Source organism: Nostoc sp. FACHB-280 (assembly GCF_014697615.1).
In the GTDB taxonomy this organism is placed as follows: Bacteria; Cyanobacteriota; Cyanobacteriia; order Cyanobacteriales; family Nostocaceae; genus Nostoc_B.
In genome coordinates this window covers 22062-35670 of record NZ_JACJSD010000032.1, presented here as the reverse complement: position 1 = coordinate 35670, position 13609 = coordinate 22062, and the positions used below count along the sequence as shown (strand labels likewise).

The window sequence follows — 13609 nt, the reverse complement described above, 5'->3', positions numbered from 1 at the left end:
CCCCAAGTTATTTAACTTACAACTTCGTCCCACACTCAGCACAGAAGTTATGGTTTGGTGCATTCATGCTACCGCAGTGACTACAACAAACAGGTTCTACAGAACTGGTTGGTGGTTGCTTGGGTAAACCGACCATTTGAGCGTTGCTCTTACCAGGGGCTACCATTGGATAGCAGTTTTCATCTCTGGTGACGTGAACATTTAAGATGACGGGGCCGTTATGTGCCAACATTTCGGCGATCGCATCTTTTAATTGCTCCCGTTCTTTAACTACAATGCCTTTGATACCGTAAGCTTTCGCTAACAACTCAATATCTGGCATCCCGACTTCCATGTTGGAAGAAGAGTAACGTTCGCCGTGAAAGGCTTGTTGCCACTGGCGCACCATTCCTTGCCAACCATTGTTCACGATTACAGTCTTGACATTAATCCCATATTGTGCTGCTGTTCCCAATTCTTGTAAACACATTTGGAAACTCGCATCACCACTGATACAAATCACTTCTTCATTGGGGAAGGCGACTTTTGCACCAATGGCCGCAGGTAAGCCAAAACCCATTGTTCCTAAACCCGCGCTGGAAATCCAACGGCGTGGGCCATTCTTGAGGAACTGCGCCGCCCACATTTGATGCTGACCCACATCTGTAGTGTAGAAGGCGTGGGGTGCTTGGCGACTAACTTCGACAATGGCTTCTTGGGGAGAGATGCTGTCGGGATGTTGGGGAACAACTAAGGGGTATTCTTCCCGCCAACGGTTAATTAAATTCAACCATTCTTGGTTTTGGTTGGGTGTAGGTTTAACCCCAGATTGCTTGCAGCGCCGCAACAAATCAACCAAGACATTGCGGACATCACCAACAATGGGTACTTCGGGAATACGGTTTTTTCCAACTTCTGCTGGGTCGATGTCGATGTGAATTACTTTGGCGCGGGAAGCAAATTCATCTAATTTCCCTGTTACGCGGTCATCAAATCTCGCACCCACGCAAATCAGCAAATCACAGTCGCTCACAGCAAAGTTAGCGTAGGCTGTGCCGTGCATTCCCAACATCCCCACAGACAGAGGATGATGTTCATCAAATGCCCCAATTCCCATCAATGTGGTAGTGACAGGAATATTGAATAACTCAGCTAACTGTTTAACTTCTTCATGGGCGTTAGCTGCGATCGCACCACCACCAACATACAACAATGGACGACGGCTTTCTTTCAGTAACTTAATTGCCGCATTGATTTGGCGGGGATTTCCCTTAACGGTGGGGCGATAGCCCGGTAATTTAACTGAACCTGGTTCTACAGGCTCATAATCAAATTCTTCAAAGGCGACATCTTTGGGGACATCAATTAAAACTGGCCCTGGCCGTCCAGTGCTGGCGATGTGGAATGCTTCAGCCACGATTCTGGCCATATCTTTAGGGTCACGCACCACATAAGAGTGCTTGACTATGGGTAAAGTAATGCCGTAAATATCGGTTTCTTGGAACGCATCTGTACCGATCATTTTCCGGGGTACTTGTCCCGTGACGATCACCATTGGAATTGAATCCATGTAGGCTGTAGCGATACCTGTTACCAAGTTTGTCGCCCCTGGGCCAGAAGTGCCAAAGCACACTCCGACTTTACCAGTGGCGCGGGCATAGCCGTCTGCGGCGTGGGCTGCGCCTTGTTCATGCCTTACCAGGATGTGCTTCAGCGCACCAGTGGATTCTACTTTGTATAAATCATCATAAATCGGCAGGATTGCCCCACCAGGATAACCGAATATATACTCAACGCCGTGGCGCAGCAGGCTATCTAGTAAAGCGAAACCACCAGTTGCCCGTTTGGGTGTCACAACTGACGATTGAGCAGCAGACTGGTTTTGATTTTCGGTTTTTGCGGGACTAATCGGGGAAGGCAAGCTCAAGGTCACGATCGAACCTCAGATAATAGCTAAGTTAACGCTGAAATTCTGTAGTTAAGATTTCATTTTAATGGAAAAGTTCGATTTAGTGCCTACCGATTTTTTAAATATCAATCACAAGGTAGAAGTGACAAACAGATTTATCTGTTTGTGCGGAATATCTTAAAAATATGAAATAACAAAGTTGCGCTTGTTTTAATCAGCAAAGCTGACTATTTTTAATCATAGACAATTAAGCATGATTATCAAGCTCTTTAAATCACATCTTGTAATACTCGGCGGGTGTTCTGCCATGCCCAAACACCAACGGCAGCAACTACAACACTCATTGTCACTAAAACTACACGCAACCCAAGGGCATCTGTTAATGGCCCAGTAATGGCTAAAGGTACAGATAAAGCAATATTTACGGCATGGTTTTGAAAACCAAATACTTTACCGTGCATGGTTGGGGGTGTTTGCTGCTGAATTAAAGTTTGCATGGGTACGCCAATCAAAGCTGCACCTATACCTAACAATGTACACAATCCTAATGCCAGCAATAAGTTATGGGTAAATGTAAAGACTCCCAAAACAAGTGCCATTGCTAAAAATCCCATCAAAGGCAAAGGTTTGTGGTGTAATTTATCCCCCCAGTGACCTAAAATCCCCGCCCCGATGAGCATTCCGACTCCAGCTGCTGCTAAGAAAAAGCCAAACTGTTTTTCTTTTAAACCAAACTCTTCTGCTAATCGAATTGTCAGGACTGTTAAAGCTGCAAACACACAATATAAGGTGGTTAATTGCAGCATTGCGTTTAAAACTAAGCGGTTTTTCTTGAGATAGCGCACACTTTCTCGAAATTCCGCCCAAGGGTTAACAGATACTCGATGTTCTCGATGGGGTTTATGTTCTTTAAATTGAATCGGCTGCATCATCACACCCGATAAAATGTATAGTCCACCAACGATAATTTCTTGCCCGTATTCTTCTCCCATTAAGGTTTTTGCCCAACTTAATATAGGTTCTCCAATGGCAAAACCTACAATCAAAGCCCCCATCATGGTGCTGCTAAACAGGGCGTTGGCTGCCAATAAATTTTCCCGCCGCACTAACAAGGGAATGGCTGCTTGTTCTGCGGGGGCAAAAAACTGCGTTACTGTAGAGATGCAAAAGGTGAGAATTAATAAAATTAAAAATTCTCTTGGTAAAAAGGGCAGACACAGTGTTAATAGCCCACGCACAATATCGGAGCCTACCATAATCAACTTTTTTGGCAACCGATCCACAAATACACCACCCGCAGAACCGAATAAAATGGCGGGGATAGTAAATGCCACCATTAAGGTTGAGTACATTGAGTTTTGGGCTAATCCTGGCGGGGCTGGATAAAATTCCAGTAAGGCAATCATCAACACGAAAAAGACTTTATCTGCCAACTGGGAAATGAGTTGTCCAATCCACAGAAGCATGAAGCCACGGTTTTTTAGCAGTGCGCTAAACCCATTATTGACAGCAGCAGGTTCAGTTGGAAACATCGGTTCTTAGTGATAACGACTAGGGTAGATAGAACAGCTAAGGGAAGGTATCAAGTATGAAGTGTGAAATTTTAGTTTTCTGGTAGTTCAATTGTGGATGACATCATTGAAAATCCAAAATCCAAAATCTAAAATTTTTCTGCTTCCTATTTCTCACTCCTGTGTACTGACGCTGTTTTCCGGACTATTTTTATTCATAGCGTTTTACCAACAAATGCAAAAACTCAGCAGCAGTCAAGCGCATTTGTTGAGGAGAATCTTCATTTGAAGAGTCTACCCACCAACCTTGGACATTTTGGGGCGATCGCCACATAGATAAATGATCAACGGTTGGTTCTGCGTAAAAATTATTATGCCCACTACCGAGTAACGAGGAACTCCAATGTGTAAAATAATCGTGGCTGAGGCGATGAATAGGAAAATTCCCCCATAAAGGTACACCCCATCCATCTATAGCAATAAACGCTTTGACTTGTCCTCCCCAGATTTGCCAGTTCCAGGCGGCGGCGATCGCTCCCAAGACTCCCGCACTGAAGCTAATAAATACAATAGGTGTATTTTGACGATTTTTGCAGCGATCGCTTAAAAACTGCAAAATATGTGGGGCTGATAATGCTAAAACACCTTGCCCCGGACACACCATAATTTTATCTCTTTTTTGGCTGAAGCATCCTGAAATAAAGTTTTCCGTGAGTTCTGGTTCATGAATTCCTGGGCAAAGGATGATCATCATTTATCTTTTATGCTCACAAGTGTCTGTTGTTTATTCTGGCGTTTTTGTTCATTTATCCAGAATTAAATTAAGTATTTCTATTGAAATAGAAAGACATAAAAAATACTTAAAAATTTCCCATAAGGAGAATCTATTAGTTAAATTTTTCTTGAGGATACTCGGTAATTATTTTGTCATACTCAGTATCTAGGATTAATTCTAAGTATGTCTTTTGAAGTATTGTTGTTAATTTTCTAGTTATCCTATCCCCCCGGAAGGGATAATGATTTATGATTCAGAAAAATACACGAGAGTTATTACCTAGCTCTTGACTCTGAATTTATATTGAGGAATGTATTGTGGTTGCTACCCCAGAAAAATTGCAACACACCCATGAGCATCTACCTGGTCAAGACCGTGTAGCTGTATTATTGATGGGCTATGGTGAAGTCGAAAGCTACGAAGATTTTGCCAATTATAATGAACAGGCTTTAAATTTACTTACAGCGAAGTTTGCACCCGTTCCTACTTGGATTTATCCGCCTCTAGCAAGACTTTTGGCGTTATTTGACCGCCATGAATGGGGTCATACACATCATGATTTTATTTCGCCACACAACGCCATATTTGAGCAGCAACGAGCCGGGATTGAACAGAATTTACAGGCAAAGTGGGGCGATCGCGTTAAAGTATTCAAAGCATTTAACTTCTGTGCGCCTTTCTTACCCAAGCAAGTTTTAGCAGAAATCCAAAGCCAAGGGTTTGATAAGCTGTTAATTTACCCACTGTTGGTTGTTGATTCGATTTTTACCAGTGGAATTGCGATCGAGCAAGTGAATAACGCTTTAGCCGAAATCGCAGACGCAGAAGAACACTGGGTTAAAGGACAGCGTTACATTCCGTCTTTTTACAACGAACCAGCTTACATCGATTTGATGGCGCATCTGGTAGAAGAAAAAATCGATGCTGATTTAGCTGCAAATTACTTACCTTCCCAAATCGGGGTTGTATTAATGAATCACGGTTGTCCCCACAAAGCCAAAGGTTTTACATCTGGGATCACCGAAAGCCAAGCGTTGTATGATTTAGTCCGAGATAAATTGATTAACCGCTATCCTTTAATATCGGTGGGTTGGTTGAATCACGATACACCTTTAATTGAATGGACACAGCCTAACGCTGAACAAGCTGCTAAAAACCTGATTCAATTGGGTGCAAAAGTCATAGTATTTATGCCCATTGGTTTTGCTACGGAAAACCATGAAACTTTATTAGATGTCCACCACATTATTCATGCTTTAGAAAAGCAGCATTCTGGTGTGGATTATGTGCAGATGGCTTGTGTTAACGACAATCCAGAATTTTTGGCAATGGCGGCAGAATGGGCAAATCCTCATATTGCCGATTTGTTGTCAGAACAAGCTGTGACAGTGAATCCTCACTTAACTGAACATCATCACCATCATCATCATCATTGATGAAGAAGTTAGAAGTCAGAAGTCAGAATTAATCATTTCGATAGCAATAAGGGTGGGCAAAGTTTTGTCCACCCTTCTTGCGGATAATTTAAAATCCAAAATCTTAAATTTTATAGCAGTTCAAGCATTTGTAAGGAACTGGGTTACTACTCAGCACTCAGCACTTTAAACAACTTACGCATGAAGGTTGGCTTGTTCTTGCAACCAAGCATCTACAGGCTGTCCATCTTTGCGGCGCAGTTCAATTTCTACCACCATGACTTCTTTAGAGCCAGGAGGAGCGGGTTTTTGGTGGAAAATAATATCGTAGTCTAGGGGATTTTGATTGCGTTCTTTTAACCATTCCTGGACTTTGGTTGTAGCGAAAAATGATTGTCCTTGGTCAAACATCCGGGTAATTTGCATTTGCAGGGTGTAGGGATTTATGCGACCCATTTTTTCCGACCTTTGTAAAGTAATTTAAAGTTAGTATCTTGTCTACTCTATGTTATACCGCCTGTTATGGCAGCAGTCAGGCGGCAACAATACGCACTAGGGTCACAATTGCGGGAAACTGAAAACAGATCCATTAATGAAGGAGAACTCAATGGGCTGGACTAAAGTTCTGGCGGCTAATGCACTTGCCCCAGGTGCGAGAGAAGTCGTGAATGTCGGTAAGCGCAAAATTCTCTTGCTGAATCATGAGAATAAATTATATGCAGTAGAAAATACTTGCCCACATTTAAAATTACCTCTGAAGAATGGCAAAATTGAAGACGGCGCGATTGTTTGTCCGTTTCACCGCAGTGCTTTTGATTTAGGTACTGGCGAGGTGAATAATTGGTGTCCCTGGCCGCCAGGAGTTGGTAAGGTATTGTCATTAGTTTCACAACAAAAAACACTGCCAGTTTTTCCGATACGTGTGGAAGAAGGCAGTATTTTGATTGATGTGCCTGAAAGTTAAACTAAAATTACGATCGCATTAATTGGGCAGGCAAACTGCCCACCCTGCTTACACACTAGAAATGTTACCTAAAATTACATAATGGTTCTGGTCAGAGAATTCTGAGAGAAAATATAAATGTAGGAAACACAGTTAATCCACATCAGGTTTATTGCTGAAATTAACTTTGCAAACATGGTTAATGGAGGTGTCTCATGTTTAGCGATTTTTCACTTTATGATCCTACAACTTACCTAATTGTCAAACTCTTGGTTTTGATGTTGGCATTACTCATGTTTATGGTGGTTGCTGCGGCTCCAGTTGTTTAGAAATTAGTTCATTTAAATCTTTTTCTCCAAGCAAGTCTCCCAGAAATATAGCGGTGAGATAATGCTAATCATGAGCAATTTCTTACCTATGGGTATTGTCTGTTTAACTTTATTCACAGGTTCACTGATTTTTGGTAAGGTTCTTTTTGCTCAAGACTTGCAGTTAACAAATCAACCAGTCAATATTGCCAGTTTAGTAAATGGTCAATATCAATTTTGCAGTCAACCTGACCCCCAAGATTGGCGGGATGGGGCTGGAGTTTGTTTTAATTTTTCTAAAACTGGAAATCAAGTGAATGGTTATTATGGGTATCCGCACTCTGATCAATTTGTTTGTGTGCGTGGGATAGCAGATAAAAATCTCATTACAGGCGAAGGTCTAAGTATTGTGTGGGATATTCCGCAGAAAAATACAGTTGATTCTGCTGAATTTAAGTGGGATGCAGAAGAACGTTTAACACTTAGTCAGGCAAATATCCTCAATACCGTCAATGTTGACGAGGATAGTGCTACGTGGATTTTATACCGCAAAGCTTTACTCAATCTTGAGGGATTTTACCAATACAATCGCCCCCGAATGACACCAGTATCTCAATTGTGTCAGTAGAGTTGCTAGTGGTAATTAATTAACTAGCGTGTTCCCAGTCACTGAGTAACTCATGTTCTTGCTTAATCTTTTTGGTTTTGCGAAATGGAACTTTAGGAGAACCAATATCTACACGCCCAAAAGACTGTTTTTTCTGCTTGGTGGATTTTTGATTTTCTGTCGTTAAAGTAGTCATTGATGATTGTTTCCGAAAAACTCAGCACTACTTTAAATCATCAATTTCAAAACAGCAAATTTCTGAAGAGGTATTATTAAGTTTATTTGGGCGATCGCAAGGTATAAAAATATTCTTCAATTCCAAGTATTTGGGTATACCTATGGTCTATGTCATTTAAGTAAGGTATCGTCAGGACATGGGAATGGCGATGGTAAACTCGGTTCCAATCCCTGGTTGAGAATGAACATCCATGATGCCGTTGTGTTTTTCAACAACAATTTGATGGGCGATGGATAACCCAAGTCCTGTACCTTTACCGACGGGTTTTGTCGTAAATAAAGGTTCAAACAGTCGTTGTTTAAGTCTTTCAGGAATCCCGATACCATTGTCAGCAATTTTAATTACCGCCATTTCTTGAGAATTGACATCGGTGGTAATTTGAATTTGGGGAATGCGATCGCTCATTTTACCTTGGATAATTGCTTCATCAAGGGCATCAACGGCGTTAGCCAGCAGATTCATAAATACTTGATTCATTTCACCGATGTAGCAGTGAACATGAGGTAACTTACCATAAGCGCGAATTACTTCAATGGCTGGGCGATCGCCATTAGGCTTGAGGCGATGTTGTAAAATCAACAGCGTACTATCCATACCCGTATGCAAATCAGCAGGTAATTTGGTGTCGCTGTCTGAGCGTGAGAAACTGCGAAGTGAATTTGAAAGGTGCTGGATACGTTCGGAACCTACCTCAATGGAACTGACAATTTTTTCCAAGTCTTCCAGAACAAATGTCAAATCCAGGTGATGAATAAAAGTCTTAATTTTGACTGTTGGGGTGGGATATTCTTGTTCGTAGAGTTGCAGTAGCTTGGTGATGTCAGCAATATATTCTTGTAAAGGTGGAATATTGTTGACAATAAAGCCAATGGGATTGTTCATTTCGTGGGCGATTCCCGCGATTAACTCTCCTAGAGTTGAGAGTTTTTCTTGTTGTACCAGTTGCACTTGGGCTTTTTGTAATGCAGTGGTGCGATCGCGTACTTGTTCTTCTAAAGACTGAGTTAATTGCTGGAGTTGTAAATGTACACGCACTCGCGCAATTACTTCTTCCTGGGCAAAAGGTTTAGGGATATAATCAACTGCACCCAGGGAAAATCCGTGAATTTTGCTTTCTGTATCAGCTAAGGCTGTGGTGAAAATAATCGGAATATTTTGTGTTACCAGATTCGCTTTGAGACGACGACAGGTTTCAAAACCGTCAATACCGGGCATTTGGACATCCAGTAAAATTAATTCTGGTGGGTTGCGTTCAGCTTGAGCGATCGCACTTTCGCCATCCACCGCGACACGAAAACGCCAACCCTCACCCGCGAGTGCTTCCGAAAGAACTGATAAATTGGTGGGATTATCATCCACAATCAAAATAAATCCCTTTCTTAAACCCTGATTCATGATGCTGTTTTAACTAATTTGTTGTTGAATAAAAGTTTCCAACCGTTTGAGTTGAAAATTTTTGGCTAACTGGATAATTTGATTAGTAAAGGTATGGAACTGCTGCTGTGAAGCGAGTTGTTCCGCTAATTCTAAAATGTTTTGAATATCGCCATCTTGAGTGAGTGCTAAGAATTGCTCTAAAACCTCTTTGGCAGGCAGAATAAAATTATCTAAAGCATCTGAAGTATTTGTATTATTTGGTTTTGTGGTGTTTGGCTGATTGTCGTATAACCATTCTAGTTGCAGAAATTTTCGTAATAACTCTAGCAGTGTTTCTGCTTCTATCGGCTTGGGGATAAAGGCATTTGCACCCATATCAATACTTTTATATTCATCAATTGCAAAGACACTGGCAGAAGAAGCGATCGCAGGTATTTCGGCAAATTGACTAGACTGACGCAAACTTTTAATCAACTCAAAACCATTCATTACAGGCATGACTAAATCAGTAATTATCAAGTCTGGTTGATGAGTGTTGATTTTTTCCCATGCTTCTTTTCCATGAGTAGCTTCTATGACATCAAACCCCACTGGTTCTAATAAATTGACAATCACTGAGCGATTTTCCCATTTATCATCCACCATCAAAATTGAGCGTTTTTCTCCTTGATAACCGATAATAATTCCCTGTTCAACAACTCTAGAAACTTTCGCCCAATCTTTAGATTCTGGTGATTCTACTTCAAACCAAAAAGTACTGCCTTTGCCAAATTCACTTTCTACTTGAATTTGACTACCCATCAACGAAATAATTTTTTGGCTGATGGCCAGTCCTAAACCTGTACCTTCTGTTTGTAGTTTCTGATTTCCTGCTTGTTCAAACGGTACAAATATTTTTTCTATTTGCTCAGGTGCAATACCTGTGCCAGTATCTATCACTTCAAACCGGAGCTTATAGATTACTTTACCTTCATTATTAATGGTTTGGTTAATAACTCTAACTTTAAAGGTAACACTGCCTTGTTGAGTAAATTTAATGGCATTACCCAGCAAATTAATCAAAACTTGTCGCAAGCGTTGTTCATCAGCCTGAATACCTATGGGTAAATCTGGGTCAAATAATAGATAAAATTTAATAACTTTTTGTTCGGCTCGGATACGACAAATTTCACTGATGCTATCTAAAAATGCAGGTAAATAAAAATCAATTGGATTTAATTCTAGTTTTCTGGCTTCGATTTTAGATAAATCTAAAATCTCATTAATCATGGTTAATAAATGAGAGCCACACTGATAAATTACCCCGACACCTTTACTACCTTTTTCACTCAATTTTTCTGTGCGTTGTAAAATTTGTGTATAGCCAAGAATACCGTTGAGTGGTGTGCGTAATTCATGGCTCATATTAGCAAGAAATTCACTCTTGGCTTGGCTAGAATTTTTAGCAACTTCTTCAGCACGGCGTAGTTCTTGTTCGATACGTTTACGCTCAATGATTTCACTTTTAAGCACTTTATTGATAGCTTCTAACTGCGCTGGAGTGGGCAGAGTCAGAGCTTGTGGCATGAGATAAATTAAAGCAAAGGCTGTATATATTGAGATAATTGCTGTAAAGGCTTTTAAAATTGATGAAGCCCAATAATCAGGATGCCACAGTGTCCAAATATCTATTAAATGTCCACTACCACAAGCCAAGATAAAAACCCCAAATAACAGAAATACTCCATTAAAGGGAACATCTTGACGTTTGGATATAAAGTAAATTAATAACAGAGGTATGGAATAATAAGCTAAGGCGATCGCAGTATCAGAAATAATATTCAGCCATATAAGTTCGGGTTTCCAGAGATAACAATGTCCATGTGGAATAAACCCAGTCACGTAAATGGAATAGGGAACAAACGCCAATATCATGCCAGAGATTGCTAGTGCTGTATTAACTTAGGTAAACTTAGTATTCCCAAATCTTTACTCAAGATGAACGATGACAAATATATTTAATTTTCACAAATTAAATATGTTAGATACCCAAATTCTTTGAGAAGTGGAGTATCTGATTTCTTCCGCATAATTTAAGAATTGCTATAGACAACATTAGCTATTTTTATGCAGTTTTATGATATACTCAGCCACCATGTTTATCTCTGAGAATTAACAACTGAAAAACCCCGCTTTGTTGGTCGAATTTTGGCTAATTCTACGTGAAAATTCACTTTATCTCTAGAGTCTCCACTTTGCGCTTCTAAATTCCAGTTTCCCGGACGCAGATACCAAAATAAATTAGTTGATTGTGTATCTAGTTGTTCTCCATTCAATCGCCACTCAACAGAGGATGGATTTCCGGCTAGTTTAAATTCTAATTTTTGCTGTCCTTCTGTACCAGGATAGAGTAAGTACAAATCACCATTTTGGGGCGAGACAATGCGTAAATTACTAGAAACAAAATTTGATTGCTGCTTGGCTAACCAATCATTATATTCGGGTGGTAAATTAAACTTGTCTTGAGTTGCGTAAGCAATTTTATCTTCTGGGTAAAAATACTCTTGTACAACAGAGTTACAGTCTGGTGTGGGGCGTAAACCAGAGTTTGCACATATAGGGAGTTGAATTAATCCTTGGGGAACTGTAAACGCTGCGGGTTCTTGGTTTTCATGCAGGTGCAACATAATACGGTTCCACAAAGGTGCTGCACCCATAACACCAGATACTTGACGCATTGGTTCGCCGTTGAAATTTCCTACCCAAGTTGCAACGGTGTAGTCGGTAGTAAAGCCAACAGTCCAAGTATCACGGAAGTTGGAAGAAGTACCAGTTTTGACGGCGGCGGGGAAGGGCAAGTTTAATACTGAGTCTACACCAAAAGCAGTGGCACGGGCGTGGCGATCGCTCAATATATCAGTAATCAGTTGCCATGTTGTTTGGTTAGGGGCGTTTACTTCGACTTCGCTCAGTAAACCGGGGAGTGGGGAGTGGGGAATAGTAGGCACAAGTGGGATACTTTGTCCTTGTCTCGCCATTGTGACGTAAGCTTGAGCAAGTTCCCATAACGTAACTTCCCCACTACCGAGAGTTAAACCCAAACCGTAATATTCTGAGGTTTGATTCAGGTGAGTAAAGCCTAATTCATGCAGACGTGCTAAAAAATTCGGTACGCCAATTTTCTCTAATACTCTCACAGCTGGCACATTTAAAGAATTGGCTAAAGCTATCCGCACCCGCACCGGGCCGAGAAAGCGTTGAGTATAATCTGTAGGGCTATACAGTTTCGCCCCAGGGATGGCGTAGTGGGCGGGGACATCAGCCAGGATGGTGTTTGGGCGAATCAGTTTTTTTTCTAACGCCAACTCATAGACAAAGGGTTTGAGGGTAGAACCTGGTTGACGTAGGGCTTGTACGCCATCGTTGCGTCCAAGTTTGGCTTCGTTGAAATAATCAGGTGAACCGACGTAAGCTAAAACTTCGCCTGTGTGGTTGTCAATTACCAAAGCTGCTGCATCGTGGACATTGTTAGCGGCGAGGTTGGAGATGACTTGCTGTGCTTGGGCTTCGACGAATTGTTGTAATGGCTTGTCGATGGTGGTTTGGATGAGATGATCCCCCCTAACCCCCCTTAAAAAGGGGGGAACACCGCTAGATGTTGAGGGGATCTGCATTTGATGTGCTAACCAAAACAAGAAATGAGGTGCAGCGATAATTCCCCGTTGGCGAGACTGAAAAACTACCTTTTCGGTTTGGGTTTTGTCGGCTATTTGCTGAGTGATATAACCATCCTGTACCATCCGGTTGAGGACGTATTTCTGACGTTGTTTGAGTCTATCCCAATGTTGTAACGGGTCAAAGTAGGTGGGATTATTAGGAATAGCAGCCAAAAGACTAGCCTGGGCAAGATTTAACTCACTGGCGGGAGTAGAAAAATAAGTGCGGGATGCGGCTTCTACACCATATATATTGCCGCCCATTGGCAGACGGTTGATATATGCAGCCAGAATTTCATCTTTATTCATTCCCGCCGCTAACCGCCAAGCTAACCAAATTTCTTGCAATTTCCCTGACAAGTTGCGGGTGGATGGTTCTAACATCCGTGCTAACTGCATAGTAATTGTGGAAGCACCGGAGACTATTTGTTTGGCGTGAATGGCTTGGTTGATGGCGCGGATAATGGCTTTGATATCCAACGCGCCATGATGGTAGAAACTGCTATCTTCGGCGGCGATAATGGCGTTGATAAATTGGGGAGAAACTTGATTTAAGGGTACAACGGCGGTATGTTCTTGGTCACGGGTGAGGATTGTTCCTAATGGTAGCCCATTGCGATCGCTAAATTCCAAAGCTAACTGATTTTGGGCGATGTCTGCGGTATTAATAGGCGCAAAATATGGCAGTAGCCGCACCACTAGGCAGACAAATACAATAGCTAAGAAGAATTTTGACTTTCGGATGAGCCGCCTACTTAGTCTCATCAGAGACTCCCCTGGATAGTAAAAACTACTTTAATTTTGACGCGATCGCTATTCTTTGATCAGGTAATATTGCAAAGACTTAACAAT

At 41.4% G+C, this 13609-nt stretch carries 11 protein-coding genes; 3 read left to right on the top strand and 8 right to left on the bottom strand.

The genetic code is table 11. The features are described 5' to 3' along the window. Positions 1-16 precede the first annotated feature (16 nt). The 3 genes from ilvB to H6G75_RS21420 all read right to left on the bottom strand — a co-directional run bounded on the left by ilvB (position 17) and on the right by H6G75_RS21420 (position 4153). Positions 17-1912, bottom strand: coding sequence for a biosynthetic-type acetolactate synthase large subunit (gene ilvB, locus H6G75_RS21430; protein ID WP_190982037.1), 1896 nt, complete (start codon positions 1910-1912; stop codon positions 17-19). A gap of 245 nt (positions 1913-2157) precedes the next feature. Further along, positions 2158-3420, bottom strand: coding sequence for an MFS transporter (locus H6G75_RS21425; protein WP_190982036.1), 1263 nt, complete (start codon positions 3418-3420; stop codon positions 2158-2160). 190 nt (positions 3421-3610) lie between these two features. Continuing rightward, positions 3611-4153 carry a hypothetical protein gene (locus H6G75_RS21420; RefSeq protein WP_190982035.1) on the bottom strand — a complete coding sequence of 181 codons (543 nt, stop codon included), beginning with the start codon at positions 4151-4153 and terminating at the stop codon, positions 3611-3613. Positions 4154-4491: 338 nt separating this feature from the next. On the opposite strand from H6G75_RS21420, the gene H6G75_RS21415 reads away from it, so the two are divergent. Further along, positions 4492-5610, top strand: coding sequence for a ferrochelatase (locus H6G75_RS21415; RefSeq protein ID WP_190982034.1), 1119 nt, complete (start codon positions 4492-4494; stop codon positions 5608-5610). 174 nt (positions 5611-5784) lie between these two features. Here the strand turns inward: H6G75_RS21415 and H6G75_RS21410 are convergent, their stop codons facing one another. Next, positions 5785-6045: a hypothetical protein gene (locus H6G75_RS21410; protein WP_190592155.1), complete on the bottom strand. Its 261-nt coding sequence runs from the start codon at positions 6043-6045 to the stop codon at positions 5785-5787. Positions 6046-6196: 151 nt separating this feature from the next. Between H6G75_RS21410 and H6G75_RS21405 the strand changes: the two genes are divergently transcribed. Together H6G75_RS21405 and H6G75_RS21400 are read left to right on the top strand one after the other, a co-directional pair. After that, complete coding sequence (locus H6G75_RS21405) at positions 6197-6553, top strand: Rieske (2Fe-2S) protein (RefSeq protein ID WP_190592154.1); 357 nt, start codon at positions 6197-6199, stop codon at positions 6551-6553. A gap of 378 nt (positions 6554-6931) precedes the next feature. Continuing rightward, positions 6932-7468 carry a hypothetical protein gene (locus H6G75_RS21400; RefSeq protein WP_242051604.1) on the top strand — a complete coding sequence of 179 codons (537 nt, stop codon included), beginning with the start codon at positions 6932-6934 and terminating at the stop codon, positions 7466-7468. A gap of 19 nt (positions 7469-7487) precedes the next feature. Here H6G75_RS21400 and H6G75_RS21395 read toward each other — a convergent pair whose 3' ends face one another. The 4 genes from H6G75_RS21395 to pbpC all read right to left on the bottom strand — a co-directional run bounded on the left by H6G75_RS21395 (position 7488) and on the right by pbpC (position 13522). Further along, positions 7488-7643 carry a hypothetical protein gene (locus H6G75_RS21395; protein ID WP_190982032.1) on the bottom strand — a complete coding sequence of 52 codons (156 nt, stop codon included), beginning with the start codon at positions 7641-7643 and terminating at the stop codon, positions 7488-7490. Between the two features lie 171 nt (positions 7644-7814). Next, positions 7815-9080: a sensor histidine kinase gene (locus tag H6G75_RS21390; RefSeq protein ID WP_190982031.1), complete on the bottom strand. Its 1266-nt coding sequence runs from the start codon at positions 9078-9080 to the stop codon at positions 7815-7817. A 9-nt stretch (positions 9081-9089) separates the two neighbouring features. Beyond that, the gene (locus H6G75_RS21385) at positions 9090-10976 is read right to left on the bottom strand and encodes an ATP-binding protein (RefSeq protein ID WP_190982030.1); all 1887 of its coding nucleotides are present in this window, start codon (positions 10974-10976) and stop codon (positions 9090-9092) included. A 224-nt stretch (positions 10977-11200) separates the two neighbouring features. Continuing rightward, the gene (pbpC, locus tag H6G75_RS21380; RefSeq protein WP_190982029.1) at positions 11201-13522 is read right to left on the bottom strand and encodes a penicillin-binding protein 1C; all 2322 of its coding nucleotides are present in this window, start codon (positions 13520-13522) and stop codon (positions 11201-11203) included. Between the last annotated feature and the right edge of the window lie 87 nt (positions 13523-13609).